Source organism: Edaphobacter dinghuensis, assembly GCF_014640335.1.
GTDB classification, from domain to species: Bacteria; Acidobacteriota; Terriglobia; order Terriglobales; family Acidobacteriaceae; genus Edaphobacter; species Edaphobacter dinghuensis.
On record NZ_BMGT01000001.1, the window covers coordinates 480154 to 504325 of the forward strand.

Annotated in this window: 17 protein-coding genes; 12 read left to right on the top strand and 5 right to left on the bottom strand. The window is 58.8% G+C overall.

Annotated elements, in window-relative coordinates:
• Positions 1 to 109 precede the first annotated feature (109 nt).
• The 7 genes from prfA (at position 110) to IEW09_RS01900 (ending at position 10299) form a co-directional block, all read left to right on the top strand.
• The gene (gene prfA, locus IEW09_RS01870; protein WP_188552458.1) at positions 110 to 1186 is read left to right on the top strand and encodes a peptide chain release factor 1; all 1077 of its coding nucleotides are present in this window, start codon (positions 110 to 112) and stop codon (positions 1184 to 1186) included.
• A gap of 96 nt (positions 1187 to 1282) precedes the next feature.
• Positions 1283 to 2431, top strand: coding sequence for an alpha/beta hydrolase (locus tag IEW09_RS01875; RefSeq protein ID WP_229739014.1), 1149 nt, complete (start codon positions 1283 to 1285; stop codon positions 2429 to 2431).
• Positions 2432 to 2560: 129 nt separating this feature from the next.
• On the top strand, positions 2561 to 3427 hold the full coding sequence (locus IEW09_RS01880) for a VOC family protein (protein WP_188552459.1): 867 nt from the start codon (positions 2561 to 2563) through the stop codon (positions 3425 to 3427).
• Positions 3428 to 3502: 75 nt separating this feature from the next.
• The gene (locus IEW09_RS01885) at positions 3503 to 3712 is read left to right on the top strand and encodes a hypothetical protein (RefSeq protein ID WP_188552460.1); all 210 of its coding nucleotides are present in this window, start codon (positions 3503 to 3505) and stop codon (positions 3710 to 3712) included.
• A gap of 57 nt (positions 3713 to 3769) precedes the next feature.
• On the top strand, positions 3770 to 4624 hold the full coding sequence (prmC, locus tag IEW09_RS01890; protein WP_188552461.1) for a peptide chain release factor N(5)-glutamine methyltransferase: 855 nt from the start codon (positions 3770 to 3772) through the stop codon (positions 4622 to 4624).
• 224 nt (positions 4625 to 4848) lie between these two features.
• On the top strand, positions 4849 to 8232 hold the full coding sequence (locus IEW09_RS01895) for a TonB-dependent receptor (protein ID WP_229739015.1): 3384 nt from the start codon (positions 4849 to 4851) through the stop codon (positions 8230 to 8232).
• 210 nt (positions 8233 to 8442) lie between these two features.
• Positions 8443 to 10299: a glycoside hydrolase family 35 protein gene (locus IEW09_RS01900; protein WP_229739016.1), complete on the top strand. Its 1857-nt coding sequence runs from the start codon at positions 8443 to 8445 to the stop codon at positions 10297 to 10299.
• A gap of 80 nt (positions 10300 to 10379) precedes the next feature.
• Here IEW09_RS01900 and IEW09_RS01905 read toward each other — a convergent pair whose 3' ends face one another.
• Both IEW09_RS01905 and IEW09_RS01910 read right to left on the bottom strand, forming a co-directional pair.
• Positions 10380 to 12023 carry a DHA2 family efflux MFS transporter permease subunit gene (locus IEW09_RS01905; protein WP_188552463.1) on the bottom strand — a complete coding sequence of 548 codons (1644 nt, stop codon included), beginning with the start codon at positions 12021 to 12023 and terminating at the stop codon, positions 10380 to 10382.
• Positions 12024 to 12208: 185 nt separating this feature from the next.
• Positions 12209 to 13519, bottom strand: coding sequence for a protein kinase family protein (locus IEW09_RS01910; RefSeq protein ID WP_188552464.1), 1311 nt, complete (start codon positions 13517 to 13519; stop codon positions 12209 to 12211).
• 318 nt (positions 13520 to 13837) lie between these two features.
• Between IEW09_RS01910 and IEW09_RS01915 the strand changes: the two genes are divergently transcribed.
• Positions 13838 to 14617: a zinc ribbon domain-containing protein gene (locus IEW09_RS01915; RefSeq protein ID WP_188552465.1), complete on the top strand. Its 780-nt coding sequence runs from the start codon at positions 13838 to 13840 to the stop codon at positions 14615 to 14617.
• A gap of 29 nt (positions 14618 to 14646) precedes the next feature.
• Entirely contained in the window at positions 14647 to 15174 is a 528-nt protein-coding gene (locus tag IEW09_RS01920; RefSeq protein WP_308420520.1) for a 5' nucleotidase, NT5C type, read from the top strand.
• 54 nt (positions 15175 to 15228) lie between these two features.
• Here IEW09_RS01920 and IEW09_RS01925 read toward each other — a convergent pair whose 3' ends face one another.
• On the bottom strand, positions 15229 to 16182 hold the full coding sequence (locus IEW09_RS01925; protein WP_188552466.1) for a LysR substrate-binding domain-containing protein: 954 nt from the start codon (positions 16180 to 16182) through the stop codon (positions 15229 to 15231).
• Positions 16183 to 16288: 106 nt separating this feature from the next.
• On the opposite strand from IEW09_RS01925, the gene IEW09_RS01930 reads away from it, so the two are divergent.
• Complete coding sequence (locus tag IEW09_RS01930; protein ID WP_229739017.1) at positions 16289 to 16831, top strand: GNAT family N-acetyltransferase; 543 nt, start codon at positions 16289 to 16291, stop codon at positions 16829 to 16831.
• A gap of 201 nt (positions 16832 to 17032) precedes the next feature.
• Here IEW09_RS01930 and IEW09_RS01935 read toward each other — a convergent pair whose 3' ends face one another.
• Positions 17033 to 17470 (bottom strand): DUF2251 domain-containing protein, encoded by a 438-nt coding sequence (locus IEW09_RS01935; RefSeq protein WP_188552467.1) that lies wholly within the window; start codon positions 17468 to 17470, stop codon positions 17033 to 17035.
• A gap of 100 nt (positions 17471 to 17570) precedes the next feature.
• Here IEW09_RS01935 and IEW09_RS01940 point away from each other — a divergent pair, with 100 nt between their 5' ends.
• Together IEW09_RS01940 and IEW09_RS01945 are read left to right on the top strand one after the other, a co-directional pair.
• Positions 17571 to 18773: a hypothetical protein gene (locus IEW09_RS01940; protein WP_188552468.1), complete on the top strand. Its 1203-nt coding sequence runs from the start codon at positions 17571 to 17573 to the stop codon at positions 18771 to 18773.
• 116 nt (positions 18774 to 18889) lie between these two features.
• Complete coding sequence (locus IEW09_RS01945) at positions 18890 to 20683, top strand: L,D-transpeptidase family protein (RefSeq protein ID WP_188552469.1); 1794 nt, start codon at positions 18890 to 18892, stop codon at positions 20681 to 20683.
• Between the two features lie 12 nt (positions 20684 to 20695).
• On the opposite strand, the gene IEW09_RS01950 is transcribed toward IEW09_RS01945, so the two are convergent.
• On the bottom strand, positions 20696 to 24034 hold the full coding sequence (locus IEW09_RS01950) for a TonB-dependent receptor (protein ID WP_188552470.1): 3339 nt from the start codon (positions 24032 to 24034) through the stop codon (positions 20696 to 20698).
• Positions 24035 to 24172: the final 138 nt, after the last annotated feature.

Genomic DNA, 24172 nt, shown 5'->3' on the forward strand with positions numbered 1-24172 from the left:
GCCCGACCGTCACGACTTTGCCTAGCTGCGCCAGCCTGACTGAAATTCCTCTGAAGCAACTGCACCGGCAAAACAACTACAAAAGACTTTGTTATAAGGATTTTTTTATATGTTCGACCGCCTCGACCAACTAGAAGCTCGTTATGAAGACCTCGGCCAGCAGATGTCCGACCCTACACTGGTGCAGGACCAGAAGAAGTTTCAGGCCGTTGCCAAGGCGCATCGCGACCTTGAGCCGACCGTCGAAAAGTTTCGTGAATATCGCAGCGTCAAGAACGGTGTCGCCGAGGCCAAGGCCATGCTCGCCGAATCGGATGCCGACCTCCGCGCCATGGCGCAGGAGGAGCTGGTGACGCTTGAGCCGCGCGTCGCCGAGATCGAAGAGGAATTGAAGGTTCTTCTGCTGCCGAAGGACCCCAACGATGACAAGAACATCATCATCGAGCTGCGCGCCGGAACCGGCGGCGATGAAGCCGCCATCTTCGTCTCGGAGATGTTCCGCATGTATCTGCGTTTTGCTGAGCAGCACCGGTGGAAGGTCGAAGTGCTCTCCTCTTCGGAGACCGGCATCGGCGGCGGCATGAAGGAAGTCACCGCCATCTTCGAGGGCGACAAAGTCTACTCGCAGATGAAGTACGAGTCGGGCGTGCATCGCGTACAGCGCGTTCCGGCGACGGAGACGCAGGGCCGCGTCCACACCTCGGCCATTACCGTGGCCGTGCTGCCCGAGGCCGAAGAGGTCGACATCAAGATCGAGGCCAAGGACTTGCGCGTCGATACCTTCTGTTCCTCCGGCCCCGGCGGTCAGTCGGTCAATACGACCTACTCGGCGGTGCGCATCACGCATATCCCGACCAATACTGTTGTGAGCTGCCAGGATGAAAAATCGCAGATCAAGAACCGCGAGAAGGCCATGCGCGTTCTGCGCGCCCGACTGTATGAGGTCGAAGAAGAACGTATCCATCAGGAGCAGGCCAAGGACCGCAAGCAGCAGGTGGGCACCGGCGACCGCAGCGAGAAGATTCGCACCTACAACTTCCCGCAGAACCGGCTCACGGATCACCGCATCGGTCTGACAAACCACCAGCTCAACATGGTGATGGAAGGCATGCTGCAGCCGACGGTCGATGCGCTAATTGCGCACTATACCGCCGAGAAGCTGAAAGCCCAGGCTGAAGCGGCCTGAACCGGGAACTCCTGCGTAAAGCTCAAAGTGGTTGTCCAGATGTACGATGTCGAAGATCGTAGTTCTGAACATCGCTGAGGCATAAAAGGAGTTTTCATGCTCCGTACTTTGAGCATTGCGTTTTTGAGCGGCCTGATGGCTGCGGCAACTTCCGCACCTGCGCAGTCTGCGGCTCCGGCTGCACCCGCAACGACACATCCTGCACGACCTACGCCGCCTACCCGCGATCCTCATACGCCGGGCTATGTTGAAGCCAAAGAGCTGCCCGACGGTGCCAACGCTCCGGCTGATGCCGATGGAAACTTCATCATCGGACCCACGCACACGCCTGCACCGGAGATGTCGGTACAGCCGGGCGTGCCGCAGGGAATGGTGTCCGAGTTCGTTATGGAGTCGACTGACAGTAAGCTCTACCCTGGCATTGCGCGGGAGCCGGGCACCTTCGGCACGCCTGACCCCAAAGACCCGGCGAAGCTGATCGTAACTACCAGCCATCCCGCTCCCTACACGCGGCGCGTGGCGGTCTACGTGCCGAAGCAATATGTTCCGGGTACTGCTGCTCCGTTCATCATCGGGACGGACGGCCCCGACCACGCGCTGTTCACCGCGCTCGACAACCTGATTGCCGAACATAAGGTGCCGGTGATGATCGCCATCTCCGTGAGCAACGGCAGCGGCGATGCGCAGGGCAGCGAGCGCGGACTGGAATACGACACCATGTCGGGCCGCTATGCGGAGTTCATCCAGAAAGAGGTACTTCCGCTGGTCGAAAAAAAGTTCCACGTGGAACTAACCCGCGATCCCGATGGCCGCGCGACGATGGGCGGCAGCTCTGGCGGATCGTGTGCGTTGATTATGGCGTGGTATCACCCGGAGTGGTACCACCGGGTGCTGACTTACTCCGGCACCTACGTCAACCAGCAGTGGCCGTATAACGCGAAGGTGCCGCATGGGGCGTGGGAGTTCCACGAGCACCTCATCCCCGGCTCTGCGAGAAAGCCGATTCGCCTATGGATGGAGGTTGGCGACCGCGACCTGCTGAACCCTAATGCCATGCGCGACAATATGCACGACTGGGTCGTCGCCAATGAGCATATGGCTAAGGTATTGGCCGCTAAGGGCTATCACTATCAGTTTGTCTTTGCCCGCAGCGCAGGGCATACCGACCGGGCGGTGAAGCAGCAGACTTTGCCGGAGGCGCTTGAGTATCTGTGGCAGGGGTATTCCGTTGCGGGTGGGAAATGAGGAAAATACAGGGATCTCTCCGCTCCGCCCTTCGGGCTTCGGTCGAGATGACGTGCTTTTTTGTCATCACTTTGAAGGGCTCACGCAATAGATAGCATTTGGAAATAAGTCCGGTAATAAAATCGACACATGATCAGGCCATCTCTCCGCAGCCGCGTTCGCTCTATCGCATCGATTGTCTCCCTCTCCGTCGCCAGCCTTTTTTTTGTTAGCTCTGCCAAGGCACAACAGCCACCGCCGCTCAATGGAATCGCCCACATCGCGATTCGCGTCCATGACCTCGATGCGGCGCGCGACTTCTACAAGAAGCTGGGCTTCGATGAGGCTTTTGCTTTGAGCAAGAACGGCGCTGTCTACCAGTCGTTCATCAAGCTGGACGACCGCCAGTTCATCGAGCTGTATCCCACCACGGCGAAGGACACCGAGATCGGCTTTCTGCACCTGTGCTTCGAGAGCGACAACCTGCAGGCGGTCTATGACGACTATATCGCCCGTGACGTCACCCCCAACTTCAAGATTCGCAAGGCCGGAGCGGGCAATCTGCTGTTTACGATGAAAGGGCCGATGCAGGCGAGCGGGCCGCAGAACATCGAGTACACGCAGTACATGCCGGGCTCGCGCCACTATAACGACCGCGGCCAGCACCTTGGCGCAGACCGCGTGGGCACCAAGCTCGTCTCGGTCACGCTGGCGATGCAGGACCCGGCCGCTGCCAGCGCCTTCTATATCGATAAGCTGAAGTTCACTCCCGACCCACGGTGGCACAACTTCCTCGATCTGCCGGGCGACTCCGGTGAGATGGTCAAGATTGTTCCCGTTACCAAGCTTGGCCCAAAATCGAGCATTCTGCTTACGTCACCCGATATTCATCGCTCCGGCGAATTGCTCAAGGCTGCGGGAATTCCCTTCAGCGACGGAAATTCCCTAACAGTGACTGATCCGGACGGGAACCTTATCGACATCATTCCCGAGCAGAGTGTCTCTCCGCGCAAATAGATACGCTGAGTTTCCAAAGCAACCCGGCGTAAGGCACCTCCACTCCTAATGGAGCAAGTACTACGGAGGTGTCTTATGCAGGCAGTTCACGCGGGCCAGTGCGGCCTTTGCAGCCACTTCGGCGAGACCCACGCTCCTAACAAAGTTCTGGTGACCATCATGTCCAGCAAAAAGGCCGATGAGTCGATGCTCGACACCTGCGGCCATCCGAAACTCGCCGGACTCCACCTAAAGGTCTCCCCCATCAGCGGATGTGACGGCTTCCACGAAGCGGCAAGAGCCTGATTCTGAGGTGAGTATCGCTTTATGGCCTGACGCGAGACAATAGCTGCATCCAGCAAAATGACCTTACGTCAGGCCCTGACTCTCGCCACCGAACAACTCGCAACGAACCCAGCGCTCGGAGACCACGCCCATCGCGACGCCGAGTTGTTGTTGCTGCATGTGCTTGAACTAGATCGCGCTACACTGCTGGCCTATCCCACGCGTGCTCTTACGGAACAGCAGCTTGTCTTGTATCAGGACGCAATCGCGCGGCGCCTGCGCTGCGAGCCTGTCCAGTACATCACGGGGCAACAGGAGTTCTTCGGCCTTCCGCTTAAAGTCACGCCAGCTACGCTGATCCCCCGGCCTGAGACGGAACACCTCGTCGAAGCCGTTCTGGACCGTCTGCCTGCCGACCGGCCTGTCCGCATCCTCGACATTGGCACCGGAACCGGAGCCATCGCGCTGGCGCTAGCCGCTAACCTTCCCCTAGCCGAAGTCATCGCCGTCGATATCTCCGCCGAAGCCCTGGAAGTGGCCCGCGAAAATGCCGCAAATCACCATCTGGAGGCCCGCGTAGGATTTTTTCTGTCCGACCTCCTGACCGGCCTCCTGCAAAAAGACCAGACCGTGGCTTTCGATGCCATCGTCAGTAACCCTCCTTATATTCCGGAGAGCGAGCGCGCTGAGCTTCATCCCCAGGTCCGCGACTATGAGCCTGCGCAGGCGCTGTTTGCGGGTGATCTTGGCCTCGACATCTATCGTCGCCTGATCCCGCAGGCGTACAGGGCTCTGAAGCCGGGCGGCCTGCTGGCGTTAGAAATCGGGCATGGACAGAGAGATTCGCTGGCAGCTCTTCTGGAAAGCTGGGAAAATGTGGCCTTCGTCGACGATCTTCAGCAGATTGCCCGCGTCGCCCTGGCGCGGAGATAGCCTTCTCTAACTACTAGACGGACGTTAGGGTACGAAGTAGGTTCTTATTAAGGAATAATTTCGGATATGGACCATTCAGGGTTGACAGTCGTTTAACGCGCCACCTATATTCCTCAAAACACCCAAACGAGCTTTGTCCATCTACCGATAGACAAAAGGGTATCACGCACTCTCCCCTTCTGAGGTCCTACCAAATGCAATCTCTAAAATCACACGGCCTTTTCGTGAGGCGTCTGTGTTCGTTTCTCGTCTTTACCGCCCTCCTGCTCAGCACGTCCTTCTTTGCGCATGCGCAGACGGCAGGCACGGCCAGCATTCAGGGTACTGTCACTGACCCGACCGGGGCCGCCATCGCGAATGCCCAGGTCACCTTTACCAACACCGCCACCCATGCCTCGCGCTCTACAGCGACCGACGGCGCCGGTATCTACAGCCTCCCCAACATTCCGGTAGGAGCCTATAGCCTGACCGTCGCGGCCCAGGGCTTTCAGGGGTACACCCGGACCGGCCTTCTCGAAGTCGGTAACAACGTTCAGATCAACCCTGCCCTGACGATCGGCAGTTCCAGCGAGCACGTCGAGGTGCAGGCCACGGGCGCAGCGCTCGACACCGAGACCAGTACCTTCAAACAGGTCATCGACCAGAAGCGCATCACGGAGCTTCCTTTGAACGGCCGTCAGGCTACGCAGCTCATCCTGGTCTCGGGCGGTGCAGTCAACGCTCCGGCCAACGACATCAACGGAAGCAAGACCTATGCGAATACCCCGGTCATCGCTGTCGCCGGTTCGCAAGGCATCTATAACAACTACGTCCTCGATGGCGGCAGCCACGTCGACACCTTCACCAACACCAACCTGCCCTATCCCTTCCCGGATGCGCTGCGCGAGTTCTCGGTCGAGTCGAACTCTCTGCCTGCACGCAACGGCCTCCACCCCGGATCGCTCGTCAACGTCGTCACCAACTCCGGCACCAATCAGTTGCATGGTACGGTCTTCGAGTTCCTGCGCAACAACATCATCAACGCCAATAACTTCTTTTCTACCTCGAAGGACACGCTGAAGCGCAGCCAGTTCGGTGGAACGCTGGGCGGGAAGATCCTGACGGACAAGATGTTCTTCTTCGGCGGCTATCAGGGCACCCGCAACCGCCAGACTTCGAGCGCGACCGGCTACTGCGTTCCTACCGCAGCGGAACTCTCGGGCGACTTCAGCCAGATGGGTGGCAACTGCGCCCAGAACGCCTCCAACATCATCGATCCGGTGACGGGAGCGAATATCTCCAGCACACGTAAGATCAGTCCTGCCGAGCTGAGCCCGCAGGCGCTCAAACTCGCCAGCATGCTGCCCTTGTCGCAGGCCGATCAGTATGGTCGCGTCAATGTTTCATTGCCCGCCAACAGCACCGAAGATCAGTTCATTGGCCGCATCGACTATACCTTCAACCAAAAGCACAATCTCTTCGGCCGCTACTTCCTGACCAACTACACGGCTCCTGCTTATTTCTCGCCCACCAATCTTCTGTTGACGACAATCGCCGGTAACGGCGAGCGTGTACAGAGCTTCACCCTTGGCGATACATACATCGTCACTCCTCATCTCGTGAACACCTTCCACGGCACCTACGCTCGTCGCCGTAACAATCGCGGTCCCACAGCAGGCGGCATCAACGCCACCAATGTCGGCGTCGACATGTACGACTATGTGCCGAACGACTTCCGCCTCAGCATCACCAATGGCTTCTCCATTGGCTGCGGAACGTGCTCGCCGGGCTTCTTCAACACCAATACGGAAGACTTCTCCGATGACATCGACTACGTCCACGGCAAGCACCAGTTTGCCTTCGGCGGGGAGATTCTTCGCACCGGCCAGAATACGCAGGCAGGCTACCTTCAGAACGGCAGCTTCAACTTCGGCGGCTTCGCAAGCGGCGTCAACGGCGCACAGGGCGAGCCGATGCTGGACTTCCTTACCGGCAGAATGACCTCCATCGGAGCCTCGACAGGCTTCAGCCAGTCGAAGGCACAGCAGACCGCCTATCGTCAGACGACGTTCGGCGTCTATGCACAGGACACCTACCACTTCAGCCCGCGCCTGACCGCCAACTTCGGCGTTCGCTGGGAGCCTGAGTTCATTCCCATCGACAACTATCATCGCGGCAGCAGCTTCAATCAGGCGGCCTTCATCGCCGGACAGCACAGCACGGTCTACGTCAACGCCCCGGCTGGCTCGTTCTACTATGGCGACCCTGGAATCCCTCCGGGCATGACGGACAACCGCCTCGCCAACATCTCGCCTCGCGGCTCCATCACCCTCGACCCATTCGGCAACGGCAAGACCGTCTTCCGCGCGGGCGGAGCGTTGATGTATGACAACCCGGCGCTGTATACGATGCAGCGCAACGCCGCCAATCCGCCCTATACCAACGAGATCGACGTTACGGGAACGACGCTGCTGGCCACGCCGTGGTCGACGTATCCCGGCGGCAATCCGTTCCCGATTGCCAATCCTCCTCTCTCTACCTCACCATTCCCCACCAATACGCTCTATGTCGTCGTCCCACGTCATATTCAAACGCCGGTCGTTCAGCAGTGGACGGCCAGCATCGAACAAGATCTGGGTCATGGCTGGAACATGTCCATCAGCTATCTCGGCAACAAGAACAGCCACCTGTGGCTGGGCCGCGCACTTAATCCGGCGGTCTACATTCCGGGTGCCTCCAACGGTCTGACCGGCTCCTGCGGTCCGCTAACGCCGTCTACCGGTCTGCCCGCTGCCGGCAAACCGTGCTCTTCGACCTCTAACTCCAACAACCGCACCGTGCTGTCGCTCATCAATCCCGCTCAAGGACAGGGTTACAGCCCGACCATGACCCAGATCGATGACGGTGGAAACTCGAGCTACAACGGCCTGCTTGCCGTCATTCAGGACCGTATGTCGAAGAACTTCAGCTTTCTCGCCAACTACACCTGGTCGCACTGCATCTCGGTCGGAGACTCCCCCGGCGATATCGCGGCGCCTACTTATGAAAATTCCGCCAACAAGAACATGGACCGTGCCAACTGCGGCTTTGACGTTCGCCACATCTTCAATACGACCTTTGTGGCGTCCAGTCACTTCTCCAGCCTGCACGGCTGGGCGGCGGCACTGGCCAACAACTGGGAGCTTGCTCCCATCGTCCGCATCACCAGCGGAACCCCGCTCAATGTGACCTCGGGCGTCGATAACTCGCTTACCGGTATCGGCCTCGATCGTCCCAACCTGGTTCCGGGAGCCGCTGTCTATACGCACCGCAAGATCACGCAGAAGGCAGCGGGTAATCTTGCCTACCTTAACAAGTCGGCCTTCACCCAAAACACTGCGGGCACCTACGGCGATCTGGGACGCAATGCCTTCCGCGGCCCAAACTACTACGACGTGGATGCTGCGCTCAGCCGCAACTTCCCGCTGATGGAGCGTCTGAACTTCAATCTGCGCATGGAAGCCTTCAACGTGATGAACCACCCGAACCTGTCCAGCTTCACCACTGGGCTGAACTCGGGGACCTTCGGCAACGCGACAGCGGCGAACGATCCGCGCATCTTCCAGATTGCGGGCAAGCTCACCTTCTAACCTTAGCGCTTCAATCAACCATAAAGGCGGCCAGCGATGGCCGCCTTTTGTATTGCCTGGAAGTCGACTGGGATTATGGCTAATGCGAAGCATCAATCTCCGTGAAGCGAGAACGGTCGTCTGGCCTCGGGTGTATAGAATGGCGATGGCTTCCTGGTTCTACATCGCATGGTGTCTGCGAGCCGAATATTCGTACATCGAGGTGCGTCTGTGCGCTTTAAACTTTCTCTTCTTTTGCTGCTGCTCTGTTCTCTGACGATGGTTCACGCGCAGTCCACGGTTGACCACACGCCGCATACCTTTACCGTGCAGGGCGATCACTTCGCGCTCGACGGCAAGCCCTTCCAAGTCATCTCCGGCGAGATGCACTATCCGCGTATTCCGCGGGCAGACTGGCGAGCGCGTTTCAAGATGGCCAAAGCGATGGGCCTGAACACCATCACCGCCTACGTCTTCTGGAATGAGAACGAGCCGAAGCCCGGCGTCTTCGATTTCTCCGGCAACAACGACGTGGCAGAGTTCATCCGCGAAGCCCAGCAGGAGGGCCTCTATGTCATTCTTCGTCCCGGCCCCTACGTCTGTGCTGAGTGGGAGTGGGGAGGCTATCCCTCGTGGCTGCTGAAGGACCACAGCATGGTTGTGCGCAGCAGCGACCCGAAGTTTATCGCCGCGTCAAAGGAATGGATCGACCGCCTCGGCAAAGAGTTGGCTCCGTTGCAGATCGGCAACGGCGGCCCGATTATCCTCACCCAGGTGGAAAACGAGTACGGTTCTTATGGCAGCGACCATGCCTACATGGAACAGATCTACAAGATGCTGGTGGACGCGGGGTTTACCAAGTCGCAGCTCTATACGGCGGACGGCCCGGAGCAGGTGCCGAACGGCTCGCTGCCTGAGCTTCCGGTCGGCATCAACTTCGGCGGGGCCGAAGCTGGCGCAGCACAACGCGCCTTTACGGAGTTGAAGAAGTATCGTCCTAACGGCCCCTTCATCAACAGCGAGTATTGGGCAGGATGGTTCGATCACTGGGGCAGCAAGCATGCCCACACCAATGCGGCGAATGAGGCTGCGAATCTCGACTGGATGCTGCGCCAGGGATATTCGGTCAGCATTTACATGTTCCATGGCGGCACCAGCTTCGGCTGGATGAATGGTGCCAACAGCGATGGCCACGGCAGCTACGAGCCCGACGTGACCAGCTACGACTACGACTCGCCGCTGGACGAGAGCGGGAGACCCACGGCGAAGTACCTTGCCTTCCGCGATGTGATCGCCAAGGCTACTGGCGTCACGCCGCCTGCCATCCCCGATGTTCCTGCGGCAATTACGACGCCGGCGGTGACGCTGGCTGAGTCAGCGTCTTTATGGGACAACCTGCCTGCTCCGATTCACTCGCAGAATGTGTTGAGCATGGAAGATGTGGACCAGGCTTACGGCTACATCCTTTACCGCACGCACCTGAAGAAGACTGCTGCCGGTACGCTTACGCTCGATGAGCTGCATGACTACGCTGTGGTCTATCTCGACGGCAAACAGGTTGGCACGATCGATCGCAGGTTGAAGCAGAACACGCTGGCTCTTCCCGCGGTGAAGCGGAATGCGCGGCTCGATATCCTTGTCGAAAATACGGGGCGCGTGAACTTTGGCCATGCGATCACGGGAGAGCGCGCGGGGATCACCAAGCAGGTGACGTTGAATGGGACGGTGCTGTCAGGATGGGATATTTATCCACTGCCGATGACGGCGGTGGACAAGCTCTCGTACTCCTCTAAGCCTTGTTCGGGAGCGTGCTTCTATCGGGGAAGCTTTGATCTGGCTGGCACTGGAGATACCTTCCTCGATACCGGCGAGTTCACTAAGGGCGAGCTTTGGCTAAATGGTCAGGCGCTGGGACGCATCTGGAACGTCGGGCCGCAGCGCACGCTTTATACGCCGGAGTCATGGTTGGTGAAGGGGAAGAATGAGATCGTCGTCTTCGATCTTGAGGGCAAGCCGGGCCATGCGGTGCGTGGACTGGATAAATCTATCCTCGATGCTGCTAATGATGCGGCTCCAGCAAAGAACTAGGCTCGAATGATGAATGGAGAGACAAAGAGGCCCGGCGTAGATGCCGGGCCTCTGGTCTTTTATCAACATGAACGATGAACTTAGTGACCGGCTGAGCGGCTTGCATGCTTTGGCGGCCGGGGGATGAGGAACAACAGCGGGATCATGCAGGCGCAGAAGACAGCAAGGTACTGGATGATGTCGAGGTAAGCCAGCATCGACGCCTGACGATGAAGCTGGTTGTAGATGTAAGCCTGCGCCGAGTGGACCGCCTGAAAACCCTTGCCGAATGCTCCCTTGAGGGCATCGACCTGCGAGTTGAAGGCCGGGTTAGCGGTGGTGAGGTTGCGCACCATATTGTTCTCGTGCGCGGCGGTGCGGCGTAACAGCATGGTCGCCATAAACGCCGTTCCGCAGGAGCCGCCGACGTTACGTGCAAGGTTGGTCAGGCCGGAGACATCGTTGTTCTCCGACTGCTTCACCCCGATGTAGGCGATGGTGTTGATCGGAATGAAGAGGAACGCCAGTCCCGAGGCCTGGAAGATGCGCAGGAAGGCCAGGTATCCGTAGCTGACGCCGAGATTCAGCGTGTGCATCTCGATCAGTGCCGAGGTAAGCATGAAGAAGCCGAAGCCGATCAGCTTGCGCGCGTCGACCTTGCCGGAGAGGAAGCCGACGACCGGCATCATGGCCATCATGATGAAGCCCGCGGGAGAGAGCACGAGGCCGGCAAGCTCTGCGGTATAGCCCAGCAGCGTTTGTACAAACTGCGGTATCAGCACGGTGGTGCCGTAGAGCGCGAAGCCGAGCACGAACATCAGCAGGAAACTGATGGCGAAGTTTCGCCGCTTGAAGAGCGTCAGGTTGATGATGGGGCGGTGGCCGATGCGAAGCTGGCGCAGCTCCCAATAGATCATGAAGACGAAGGCGACCACGCAGACGATGGCGAAGAAGGTGATAATGTGCGAGGAGAACCAATCATCTTCCTGTCCCTTGTCGAGCAGGAACTCCAGCGAGCCGAAGGTGAGGCCGAGCAGAGCGAAGCCAGTAAAGTCCAGCTTCATGCCGCCGCGTTGCGTCTCTTCCACTTGCTTTTTGACGTAGGGCGGGTCTTCAACGATGCGCGAGGTCAAAAACAGCGATAGCAGACAGATGGGGATGTTGAGGAAGAAGATCCAGCGCCAGTCGAAGCGGTCGGTAATATAGCCGCCCAGTGTAGGGCCAATGGCCGGGGCGACGACGACGGCAAGGCCGTACATGGCGAAGGCCTGTCCGCGCTTTTCGGGTGGGAAGGTATCTGCCAGAATCGCCTGTTCCGACGGAGCCAGGCCACCGCCGCCTGCTCCCTGCAGAATGCGGCAAAAGACAAGGATGGGGAGCGAGGGGGCGAGACCGCAGAGCATCGAGCTGACGCCGAAGAGCGCGACGCAGATCATATAGAACTTCTTGCGGCCGATGAAGGTGGTCATGTATGCACCAGCGGGCAAAATGATGGCGTTGGCGACCAGGTAGGCCGTCAGCACCCAGGTCGCTTCATCCTGAGTAGAGCCGAGACCGCCGGCGATGTGCGGCAGCGCCACGTTGGCGATGGAGGAGTCGAGCACCTCCATGAAGGTGGCAAGCGTGACCGTCATGGCGACGATCCATGGATTGATGCTAGGCCGCCACGGTCGCTCTTCTGAGTGACTGTCGGCGTGGTGCGCTTTAGATTTTGCGCTGGGTAAATCGAGTGTGGTCGTAGCCATGAATGAAGATTGGATTATGGAAAAACAGGCGCGATTCAGAGAATTCGCACCTGTTTTCAGTATTCAGGTTGGAAGATTGTGACAGTGAAACGAACGGCAAATGCAGGGTTCTCTCCACTTCGCTACGCTTCGGTCGAGATGACGTACGGTTGTGACGCAATTTCCCAGTAATTAGGACAAAGAGGCTATCGTGCGTCTGCCGGGAAGTTTTGCGCGTAGGTATCGCGGGGGAGACCTTCGGAGCGGGCTTTGCGCCGAAAGGCCATTGCGGCTTCGTGGTCCATCGACCCGCCGACAGTGACCAGGTAGGGTGCATGTCCTTTCGGTGCAAAGACTTCCGGATTGAGCGCAGGGTGCTTGCTCAGGATCTGCGCGACCTTGTCCTGCGCCTGATTCTGGTGGTTGTAGGTGTAGGCAACGACCCTCCACTGGGTGCGCGGACCGGAGGCCTGGGTGGCTGCAACAGCGTTGGGCTCTGTTGAAGTTGTTGCATTGGAAGGAGTTGGCGCAGTTGCGGCGGCGACGGTCGAGGCAGATTGCGAGGACCCTGCCGGCATAGTGGCCAGGTTGGGAATCGGCGCGGGAGCTTTATGCAGGAAGTGCCAGCCGATGAACAGGGCAAGGATTAAGGCTGCGGCAATGGTCGTCCAGGGAAGAACACGGCGCGGCTGATCTTCGTCGGACACAGCGAGGGGAGTAGTGATGCGGAGAGTCGGCTCCGATGCGGGGATCGTTGACAACGGTTTGTAAGCTATTGATTCCGATATGATTGTTGTCTTAGGACTGGCAGGAGCCGAGATAGAGGCTACGGGCTGCTTGGGTAGTGCAACGGGGGCTAGCACGGCGGCGATCTGCGGAAGTCCCCAGGCACCGCTCAGACCGTTGGTGACGATCTCCTGGAAGGGCGCGGGCAGAGTCGTTCCTGGGGAGAGTCGGTTCTGAAGGGTGAGCGCACGGAGCAGAAGGGTCGAGAGGTCCCGCACGTCGCGAGCCCTGGCTTCGACGGCCTCGGCACCTTCGGGGGCCTCGCGAACGCAGTCGCTGCGGAGCTTGATGATCTCACCGACGGCGAGCACATGGGCTGGCTCGATGTGTTCGTGGACAAGATTACCAGCGTGCAGAGCCTCGATCGCGGGCACGAGGCTGGTGGCGAGCTGGGTGGTCTCCTGCGTGGTGAGCGGGCGTTCTTTAAGGATGTCGGCGAGGCTGGCGTCGGACGGTTCCATCACAGCGTAGAGAAGGGCGGTCTCGTCGAGGGTGGTTTGTCCGAACTTCTTAAGCTTGATGAGATTTGGCTGGTCGACTTTGGCGACTTCGCTCCACCGGGCGAGGATTTCGGGTTCGTCGAAGTGGGCTTCGATGAGGCGGATGACGGCGGGGGCCCCCGAGCCATTTGTCGTTGCAAAGAAAGCGCTTCTGCCTTCCGGCTCAAGCAGCTTCTTCAGCGGAAATTGGTCCGCGACGATTCGTCCTTCATATTCGTTCCAAAGTTGCATCTGTCTTCCAGTCCTGGGGATTTGTGGCAGGCAAGTAGGGCAAGTAGCGCAAGATACGCCGAAGAGCGGGCGTTGCGCCTGCTCATTAGGATTTATTATCCTCCATCGGAGTTGTGTCTCTCAATTGACAGAGATGGTGCCAAAGATGGCACAGGTATTTTTCGTGGGGGAATTGTTGGGTGTGGAATGAGAAAGGCGAATACAGGATCTCTCCACTCCGCTGCGCTCCGGTCGAGATGATGCCTGGTGGCTGCTGTCTTAGCGATCGCCTGTTCCTTCGCCTGCCATACCTGCTCTAATGTGGAAAAGGGAGTGCGCATGCATCCGGATCTTGAGAAGTTGATTGTGCTGCAAGGGCTCGATGTCGAGGCCAAGCGGCTGCGCGATGAGATGACGGCTTTGCCGAAGCGGGTCGCGGAGCTGGAGGCGAAGGCCAAGGCGATTGAAGGACAGCGAGCGGTGGTGCTGGATCTGATCGCCAAGGAAGAGGTGTTGCGGCGGCGACAGGAGTCCGATGTGAAGGACCACCAGGCGAAGATTACCCGCGTTCGCAAGCAGATGGATATGGCGACCACGACGGCGCAGGTGACGGCGTTTGAGCACGAGATCGGCTTTGCTGAAGCAGAAGTGAGCCGGTTGGAGGACGCTGAACTCGCGAGCATGGAGCGCAGCGAGACTCTGGAGGCACAGAAGACCGTCGCCGACGAGGCCGTGGAAGATGCGGCGAAGACGCTGGAGCGCGAACAGGTGCGGGCGACGGAGACGATCGCCAAAGATAAGACTGCACTGGTCGAGGTCGACCAGAGACGCCAGGCGCTGCGGCCGCAGATCGGCGAGTCATCGCTCTCGATCTATGATCGGATCGCGAAGGGCAAAGGGACCGGGCTGGCCGAGGCGCTGAACCAGAAGTGCATGGCCTGCCAGATGATGTTGCGGCCGCAACGCTGGAACGATCTGCGCGACCGCAGCAATGAAGACGACATGATGACGTGTGAGAGCTGCGGACGGCTGTTGTATTACGATCCGGCGAGGGACTCTCCGCAGCGAAAGACAGTGCCGGTGGAGAGTATTGCGGCTTCGATTGTGCGGTCGCTTTAATAAGGGCCAGAGATAAAGGGTGTGGCGTTTTGAAGCGGATTTGTGTAGACATGGATGAGGTAATGGCGGATGCGGTAGCAGAGCATCTGCTGCGTTATAACCGCGACTACGAAGAGCAGCTTACGGTTGCCGATCTTGAGGGCAAGTGGCTCTGGCAAGTGGTGTCGAGCGACCGGCACAATGCGCTCGAAGCGTATCTGCGGTCGGAGGACTTCTTCGAGAACCTTGCCGTGATGCCGGATGCACAGCGGGTGCTGAGGAGGCTGCAACAGAACTTCGAGGTGTTTATCGCCACGGCGGCGATGGAGATTCCTACCTCGTTTGCGCAGAAGTTTCGCTGGCTGGAGCGGCACTTCCCTTTTATCTCACCTGCGCAGATCGTCTATTGCGGCGATAAGGGGATTCTGCGGGCGGATTATTTGATCGACGACAATCCTCGGCAACTGCGGCGATTTAAGGGAACGGGAATTTTGTACAGTTCGCCTCATAACGCAAACGTGACCGGTTATAAACGGGTGAACAACTGGCTCGAGGTGGAAGAATTTTTTCTTGGATAGAACATACTTCAGGGCTAAAGCCCCGGCGTACCTAGAAGAAAAGCTAATTCGCACCTAAAGCAGAGAATTATTCCCGGCTTTGTTGCGTGCCTTGTCCTTTGAGTCGCGGACGGCGGCGCGGAAGCTGGCGCGGGCGATCTCTGCGAATGCCTTGACGATGGCGCGGCTTTCGGTGGCCTGGTATGCGAGCTCGATATCGCTGTTTACCTTTGCGCCGTGCAGGTTGAGGCAGACGATGTTAGGCGCAACGATCTGCCGGACACAGGCCGGTGCGATGGTGACCCCAAGGCCAGCGCCGACCAGTCGCAGGATGGTAAGCCACTGCGGCGCCTCCTGCACGATGCGCGGACGGAAGCCGTGCTCTTCGCAGAGCGAGATCGATTTTTCGTAGGCGAGCGTGCCCGCGGTGGGCGAGAAGTAGACGAAGGGCTCGTCGCGCAGCTGGGCAGCTGAGATGCCGGTCCGCGAGGCCAGTGGATGCGTGTGCGGAACAACAGCGACGAAGGGCTCGGAGAAGAGGGTCTCAGTGACGATGCCTTCGGTGGGGTCGCCGTCGCGCAGGAAGCCTGCGTCCAGCGTGCCTTTGCTGAGAGACTGCACGACGCCTGAGGTGTAGGTCTCGCGCAACTGCAACTGCACGCGCGGATATTGCCTGCGGTACTGGCCCAGCATGGCAGGCAGCGGCGTCAACATGCCGGAGCCGATGAAGCCGACACGCAGAGAGCCGACATCGCCGCGGCCAATGCTGCGGGCCTCTTCCATGTCATCTCTGACGTTGCGCAGGGTGCGCCGGGCGCTGTTGAGAAAAGCCTCGCCGGCGGCGGTGAGCTTGACTGTGCGCGAGGTGCGTACGAAGAGGGCATAACCGAGGATCTCTTCGAGCTTGCGGATCTGTTGCGACAGCGGCGGCTGGGCAAGATGCAGCCGCGCGGCGGCGCGACCGAAATGAAGCTCCTCGGCAACAGCAACGAAGTAGCGGAGGTGGCGCAGCTCGATGTCGGTATCCATAAAAAGAAACCTTATTGATATTTTCTATATCATAATCCGGATAAACAAGATATTGGACATATGAGTTGGGCTGACATAGCTTGATGGATAAAAGGGGACCTTCACTATGCCGCTCGCCTTCGACCTCGCCGACATACCTGACAACGCTTTGAGAGAGAATGCTTCCATGCCTGCCGGGACCATTCAGATGCGCCCGTTCAAGCTATCGGATGCAGCGGCATTTCGTGCGTTGAACGAGGCATGGATCGATAAATACTTTGGGCTGGAAGAGCCGGATCGCGAACTGCTGGGGAATCCGATCGGCCACATCATCGAACCGGGTGGATTCATCTATATGGCCTGCATCGATGGGCGTGCTGTGGGCTGTTGCGCGCTGATTCCGGAGGAAGCAGGTGTCTACCAGGTGGCCAAGATGGCCGTCGACGAGCAGCATCGCGGGCGTGGAATCGGCCGCAAGCTGCTGACCCACGTCATTGAACACGCACGCGCAGCCGGAGCGACACTGTTGACGCTCGAGAGCAGCAATAAGCTGACCAGCGCCGTACATCTCTACGAATCATTAGGATTCCGGCATTTGCCGCCAAGGCCGTCGCCGTTTGCGAGAGCGAATGTATTCATGGAACTTTCGCTCACGCAGAAGCGCGATTGATGCCGGAATAGATCCACTGGGAGAGCGCCAACGGAGACGTCGGCGCTCTTTTTTTGTCTGTCAGAGCTGCCTGCAAGAACAAAAGCAAAATACAGGGGTCTCTCCACTGCGCTGCGCTTCGGTCGAGATGACGTGCGTTATTGCTGCGCCTGTTTGTTTTGGTCGAGATAACGTGCGTTTTTCAAGCGCCCAAGCAGATTCTTAGACGTAGAGCGCGGACTCGAAGCGTTGCAGCGCCTCTTCGGACCAGGCGTGGGTGGACTTGCGCCAAGTGTCGCCCTGCTCTGCCATGAAGTTGGGAAAATCCATGCGGCAGTAGCCGCAGCGAGCCTGAAAGTCATAGAGCGCCTGGGCGGTTCCGTCGAGGTAGAGGACCGCCTGGAGGCCGTCGCGTGACCAATCGACGGTGGCGATACGCTCGGGCTCGGGCCGCTGGAGCTGCGCATCGCTCTTGGCTAAGGCGGCGACGTTGTAGATGAGCATGGCATCGAGGATGCTGTGCTCGTGTTTTTCCTGCGAGCGGTCGCAGGCGTAGAAGTAGCCGGCGATGCCCTCGTCCTCGAATACGACCGTCCAGGGAACGATGGGCGAGTTGACGGAGAGAAAGGCCAGACCGGGGGTAAAGGAAAGCGACTGCATACTCTCACGATACGATAAAGAAAGCGGTTTAATGCAAGGCTGAAGACAGCGATCTCAAACTAGGGATCGCGCTCGGAGGAATCTGGTTGGTGCGCGGCAGATGAGGCTTTTGAAGATTCAGATTGGCCGGCCACAGCGGCTCGCTGCGCTGTTGCTGCTGTTTTTTCTGGCGCAGTGCCTTTGGGTGGTGCACCATCAGGAGCTGTCGGAGCACGACTATCGCTATGCCCGATGCGGACGCGAGATGTGGGAGCGGCCTTCGCCGCTGGCTGGATACTTCACAACGTGCGGGAACCTGGGTGGAGATGGCACGTTTGCTTACCGGGTGGCGGGACTTCCGCTGACGACGCAGCGGCTGGTGTTGCTGGGCGTGGACAAGCTGCGCAGCCCGGAGAATCGGCTGTATGCGGGCGGCTCGCTGAACGGCTCGACGTGGGAGGCGCGGCACGAGATCGGCAGCGTGAAGTATCTGCTGCATCTGCCGTTCATCTTCTTTGCGATGTGGCTGGGCGCTGGACTGTGGTGGGTGACGCGGCGGTTGTTTGGCAACGAAGGTGCCTTTTTTGCGCTGGGAATGTACTGCTGTTGCCCGGAGGTGGTGCGGTTTTCGGTGACTCCGAATAACGACGTGTTGGCCATGTGGGGGCTGTACGGACTGGTGTATACGGCGATGGGTGTTGCTCATGCCATGCAGGGGCCGCAACGGAAGTGGAAACCGAGGATTGCGTTGTTGACCGCGGCGATGGGTCTTGTAGCAGCGGCGCATCTGCTGGCGGCGATGTTCGGCTTTGTGGCTTCGCTGGTGCTGATGCTGTATCTGGCCGAGCGGCGGCGCAGCTACGTGATGCAGATATTGATCTTTGCTGCGGTAGGCGCGCTGGTGATCCTGTTTGGGTTTTATGCGTTTCGCCCGGCGCCGTTCAGCTATGTGTTTACCGGGGGCGCGGGACGGTTCTGGTTCTCGCTCGACGGAGTGCGCCGGTTCTTTGGCAGCATAGCCAACGGGCCCATCGTAGTCGCGACGGGCGTAGCTTTGGTGCTGTATGCCGGGATTCGGCGCTGCCGCTACTTTGGCAACACGGTTCCGCTGGTGATGGCAGCATTGCTGTTTCTCTTGGTGACGACGCAGGTGGTGACGACTCCATGGCTGTGGGCGCTGCCATTCCTGTTCACCTTTCTGGGCGGCGTCTTCTCGGATGTCTTTGAGATGCGGCAGCGGAAGATTTTTCTTGGGCTGACAGGGATGGTGCTGCTAACGCAGGCCGTAATCTGCCTGACGGCGCTGCCTGGAATCGCTCAGTAACGGGGAGAGAACAGGTGGCCTGACATTATTACGGACTTTGCATCTAAGTTTCGAGAAAAGTCCTGCATAATAAGTCGGCACCCAAATTGGCTGCCTGGAGGGGTGGTTCCGCAGCAATGATGAGAGTTTCGTTTCGCCGGGTGGGTACTGCGTGTGTTCTTGGGGCTTTGCTATTAGCGAGTGGATGCCGCCGGCATCGCAAGTCGACCTCGGCTGAAAATACGACGGACTATGCGGGCAATCTGCAGGCGCTGGTGGCGACGAAGAAGCTGCCCAGCCTGCGCTGGCCGAACTTCTCCGACTATCAGACAGCGATCACTACGTTCTATGACGATCGCAACTATGAACTGGCGTGGACGCGCGACGGCAGGCCGACGGCGACTGCGCTGGCCTTTATCGAGCAGTTCAAGGATGCCGCGACGAAGGGGCTGAATCCGGAGGACTACGACGCTTCGCTATGGGCAGGACGGGTGCAGAAGCTTTCGGGGAAGTCGGCGGATGCGATCTCGGAGTTTGATGTTGCGATGACAGTGAACGTGATGCGCTACATCTCCGACCTGCGGATCGGGCGGGTGAATCCATCGCACTTCAACTTTGACATCAATGTGCAGTCGAAGAAGTACAACCTGGCGGAGTTTGTCTCCGACCATGTTGTGGATGCGACCGATGTGCCGAAGCTGATTGCCGGAGTCGAGCCGGATTCGGAGCAGTATCGGCAGACAGAGGCTGCGCTGGCACATTATCTCGATCTGGCAAAGCAGCAACAGGACGATGATGCGCAGCCGCTGCCGATGGTCGAGAAGGCAGTGACCGTTGGGGAGCACTACTCGGCAGCTCCGGAGTTGCTGAAGCGACTGCAACTGGAGTGCGATGTCGTTACCGCTGACGATTCTGACAGCGACGGAGATTCCGATAAGAGTTCCGATGACCAGGACAACAGGCCGGTACCGCATGTCTTTACCAAAAAGCTTTCAGAGGCGGTGAAGCACTATCAGCATCGGCATGGAATTGAAGAGAACGGCAAGCTCGGACCACAGACGATTACGTCGTTGAACGTTCCGCTGAGCCAGCGTGTGACGCAGTTGCAGGATGCGCTGGAGCGCTGGCGGTGGCTGCCGGACCAGTATGTGAATGCTCCGTTGATCGTGAATCTGCCGGAGTTTGTGCTGCGCGGATATACGCCCGATCATCAGCTCGACTTCAAGATGAAGGTGGTGGTGGGCAAGGTGGTCGGCGAGCACCAGACGCCAGTGTTTGCGCACATGATGCGGTATCTGGTGTTTCGGCCTTACTGGAATGTTCCGGTTGATATCGCGAAGAAGGAGCTGGCTCCGCATGTAGCGGTGGACCCCGGCTATCTGGAGAAGCATAACTTCGAGGTGACCAACGGCAAGCACCAGGTGCTGACGCACTATACGGCCAAACAGGTAGGCCAGGGTGGCGTGCTGGTGCGGGAGAAGCCGGGGCCGAAGAACTCGCTTGGGCTTGTGAAGTTCATGTTCCCCAATCAGTACGATATCTATCTGCACTCGACGCCTGCGCCGTACTTGTTCGACCGCTCGCGGCGCGACTTCAGCCATGGCTGCATTCGCGTGCAGAAGCCGGCTGATCTGGCGGTGTGGGTGCTGAACGGCCAGCCGGACAAGGACAAGCAGCCGTGGGACATGGACAAGGTTCAAGCCGCGTTTAATGACCAGACGCAGAATAATCGGACAGTATTGTTGAAGACGCCGATTCCGATTGTGATCTTTTATGTGACGGCTGAGGTGGAAGACGACGGCGAGGTGCACTTCTTCGACGACATCTATGGCTATGACGCCGATCTGCAGACCGTGCTGGCAAAGGGACCACCGTATCCGGTGAAGCCGGAGCCGGTGGTCCCCAAGACCAACGATGGAGATACGGCTTAGAACTGCGCCGCGCTACCGGCTGAGGCGAATCGCGAATTGCACGACGCGCGGATCGGTAGTTGTGCTGGTGATGCTGCCGAAGGCGGCTGAACCGAAGCTTCCGTTCGGCTGTGAAAACTCCGGCGTGTTGGTGATGTTGAAGATCTCGCCACGGAACTCCATATCAGTCTCGCCGGGCAGTGTGGTGTGCTTGATGAGCGCGATATCGAGATCACGGTAGGCTGGCCCGCGTACAGGATTGCGTGATGCGTCGCCGATGACGAACTGAGGTACAGTGGCAAAGGCTTTGGTGTTGAAGAACTTCGCCGGAGTCCGCTGGGCGGCTGGTAGATTCGGTTTGCCGACGAGGTTGGGCCGTTGCAGCGCGAAGCCTGCAAAGGCGTTGTTGTTGGTCGCCTGAGTCACGGTCACGGGCATTCCTGATTGCAGCGACAAGATGGTGTTGAGTGTCCAGCCACCGAGCAGCGCGTTGCCCACTCCTGAGGAAGCGAAACTGTGACCACGACCAACCGGAAGATCGTAGATGCCGCTGAACGAGGTGACGTTGGGCATGTCACCGTTGGACGAGTCGCGTTCGAGATATGGCCGGAAGGTATCGGCAGCGACGAGGCTGCTGCTGTTGGGTGAAGAGAGCACAGTGGAAGAGAAGACGGACGAAGCATCGTCAATCAACTTGGAGTGCGTATAGGCGAACAGCAGAGAGACGCCGTGCGAGAAGCGCTGCTCGACCTTGCCTTCGATGGCGTTGTAGTTGGTTGTGCCGCTGTTGTTGCGATAGGTTGCAATGTTCAGGAAGCGTGGATACGGCTTGAGGAGCTGGGCCTCGCTTACGGTCTTGCCACCGATCGAACTGGATGACGGCAACTGTCCGTAGTAAGGATTGGCAACCTGAGTCAGCAGCGACGATCCCTGCGAGAGCTGCGATGCTGTGAGCTGGTTGAGGTTCGAGTCGGGAATGCCGACGTGGACGATGTGCGAGCCGACGTAGGCGATCTCGGCCGAGAGGTTGCTAGTAATCTCGCGCTGCACAGCGAGGTTCCATTGCTGCACATAGCCTGAGCCCGCGGTTTTGTTGACGGTATAAACACTCTGACCCAGCCCTGCATCAGGCGTGAATGGAATGGGCTCGACGGAAGGCCCGTTGGAGAGCGCGAAGGCGGCATTCACGCTGTCCTGCGTCTTCTGCTGCACGTTCTGGATAAAGGGAAACTGCGGAGTGGTGAAGGGCGTGGTGATTCCGGACTGATCGATGAAGACGATGCCGAACCCGGAGCGAACTACGGTCTTGGGCGTTGCCAGATAGGTGAAGCCGATGCGCGGAGCGACGTTGGTGTAGTGAAGCTCACGGGCGCTGCGCGAGTTTCCATTCTGGCCGAGGTAATCGAGTTGCTGGGTTTGCAGATTGAAGACGGCACCCTGATTGGTCTTCTCGGTTGACGGGAAGTGAAGCGTCCAGCGCGCGCCGATGTTGAGGGTCAGACGGTCAGATGCCTTCCAGTCGTCCTGAACGAAGTACTCCTCGATATGATCGCGGGGGCGAATCTTGTTCTGCTGCAGATCGATCTGGAAGGTATCGACCTGACCGAGAAGAAAGCTGGCGACAGCGTTGCCGCTATTGGTCAGCCCCTGTTGATTGGTACCTGTTGTGGTGAAGGCAAACGAGCCGGTGGGGTTGGGTGGGGAGATGGCGTTGAGTTGATACCAGCGGAAGTCGAAGCCAGCTTTGAACGCATGGCGGCCCTTAGTAAAGACGACTGTCTCCAGCGGCTGCCACACCGCTGTTTGGTATTGAGCGAAGGTGCTGGCCGATGGACCAAGCTGCTGAAAGCCGGTAAAGGTGAACAGCGGCAGAGCGTTGTTGAAGGCTGCGTTGGTGGGAATGCCGGGGATGCCGAGCGCAGCGGATGCCGTATTTTCGAGACTTGTTCCGACAATGGTGTTGCCGCGGCGCGTATATCCCAGCCTGAAGTCGTTTAGCAGGCGCGGAGAAAAAGTATGGGTCTCGTTGAAGACGGCCTGCTGGCCCAACACATTGGAGAGTCCCGGAACTCCGCCGGTGCCGAGCACCGATCCGCTGATGAGGCCGCTGCCGTCAGGCAAAGGCGTTACCGGCTGCTCGACTTCGTTGTAGTAAGAGTAGCGGCCAAAGGCGCGATCCTTGGTGCCGAGGGCGCCGTCGATGCGGATATCGAACTGGTTCTGATGGTCGGCATCGTTTGCGGTGCGGGTGTAGTTATTCGCTGCTGCGGTGAGATTGGTAGGCGTGGGAAAACGAGCGAGTAGGGCCTTCGCTGCCGGATCGAGCGGAGTATTGATGACGTCGTTGGGAAACTCCTGCCGAACATACTTTCCACCTACCACGGTCGTCGAGGATGGATCATAGATCTTCGAGACGCCGGTGAAGATGCCTTGCCGCTCGGCGAGGGTTGGGATCGTGGAGATGCGCGTGACGCCGATAAGCTGCTTGACACCCTGATAGTCGGTGAAGAAGAAGAGGCGGTCATGCAGTATCGGGCCGCCGAGGGTCGCGCCGAAGAGGTTGCGCCGGTACTCCGGCTTGCGTGCCGACGTTGATGCAAAATAGTTGCGCGCGTTCAGGTTCTCGTTGCGGAAGAACTCGAAGAGGCTGCCGTGAAAGGCATTGGAGCCGGCTCGCGTGGCTACGTTGACGACGCCGCCATTGAAGCGGCCGAACTCTGCCGGGACATTGTCGGTCTCGACCGTGAATTCCTGAATATCGTCGAGGATAGGAAAGAAGGCGACCTGGCCGGGCTCGGGCTGCAACGCGGAGATGCCGTCGAAGAGATACTCATTGGTACGGGGGCGTCCGCCGTTGATGCGCGGCAGCAGCGTGCCCGGCGGCAGCTCGACGCCGGGGGCGAGCGTCGAAAGTTGGACAAAGTTACGTGTGTTCAGAGGCATGGCAACGACGGTCTTGCCCGCGATATTGGTCTGAATATTGCTTGTCTCGGCCTGCAGCACGGGAGCGTCGCTATTGACGGTCACGGTCTGCTGATCGCCGCCAGGAGTCAAGGCGAGATCGACGCTTACAGTCTGGCCCACGATCATGGTGACGCCAGTTCGGCTGAGATGCTTGAAGCCGGGGGCAGTGACCTCGAGGCGATAGGAGCCGGGGTTGAGGTGGGTAAAGACGTAATCGCCTTCGTTGGAGCTAACGGCGGTCTGGTGCAGATTGGTCGAGGACTCGGTTAACTCGACCTGTGCATGGGCCACGGCCGCGCCCGAAGAGTCGAGTACACGGCCGCGAAGATCGGCGGCAATCTGAGCGAACGCCGATGCGCTGAATAGAACCAAGATGGCAAAAAAAGAAAAAGCACGATGAAGCTTCATGAAAGCCACTCCTGAAGGAAGGTTGTATGGAAGCGAATAGAGATCAGGGAGTTATAGGAGCAGGGCGGCCGAAGGAACGGGCGTTCAGCCATAAACGCATCATGGCGCTGTAATGAATTTATTCAAATAAAAACGTAT

Bases quoted from the DNA above. Each gene is read 5' to 3' on its own strand.
- prfA (WP_188552458.1), top strand. From the start codon at position 110: ATGTTCGACCGCCTCGACCAACTAGAAGCTCGTTATGAAGACCTCGGC.
- IEW09_RS01875 (WP_229739014.1), top strand. From the start codon at position 1,283: ATGCTCCGTACTTTGAGCATTGCGTTTTTGAGCGGCCTGATGGCTGCG.
- IEW09_RS01880 (WP_188552459.1), top strand. From the start codon at position 2,561: ATGATCAGGCCATCTCTCCGCAGCCGCGTTCGCTCTATCGCATCGATT.
- IEW09_RS01885 (WP_188552460.1), top strand. From the start codon at position 3,503: ATGCAGGCAGTTCACGCGGGCCAGTGCGGCCTTTGCAGCCACTTCGGC.
- prmC (WP_188552461.1), top strand. From the start codon at position 3,770: ATGACCTTACGTCAGGCCCTGACTCTCGCCACCGAACAACTCGCAACG.
- IEW09_RS01905 (WP_188552463.1), bottom strand. From the start codon at position 12,023: ATGGCTACGACCACACTCGATTTACCCAGCGCAAAATCTAAAGCGCAC.
- IEW09_RS01910 (WP_188552464.1), bottom strand. From the start codon at position 13,519: ATGCAACTTTGGAACGAATATGAAGGACGAATCGTCGCGGACCAATTT.
- IEW09_RS01915 (WP_188552465.1), top strand. From the start codon at position 13,838: ATGCATCCGGATCTTGAGAAGTTGATTGTGCTGCAAGGGCTCGATGTC.
- IEW09_RS01925 (WP_188552466.1), bottom strand. From the start codon at position 16,182: ATGGATACCGACATCGAGCTGCGCCACCTCCGCTACTTCGTTGCTGTT.
- IEW09_RS01930 (WP_229739017.1), top strand. From the start codon at position 16,289: ATGCCGCTCGCCTTCGACCTCGCCGACATACCTGACAACGCTTTGAGA.
- IEW09_RS01935 (WP_188552467.1), bottom strand. From the start codon at position 17,470: ATGCAGTCGCTTTCCTTTACCCCCGGTCTGGCCTTTCTCTCCGTCAAC.
- IEW09_RS01940 (WP_188552468.1), top strand. From the start codon at position 17,571: ATGAGGCTTTTGAAGATTCAGATTGGCCGGCCACAGCGGCTCGCTGCG.
- IEW09_RS01945 (WP_188552469.1), top strand. From the start codon at position 18,890: ATGATGAGAGTTTCGTTTCGCCGGGTGGGTACTGCGTGTGTTCTTGGG.
- IEW09_RS01950 (WP_188552470.1), bottom strand. From the start codon at position 24,034: ATGAAGCTTCATCGTGCTTTTTCTTTTTTTGCCATCTTGGTTCTATTC.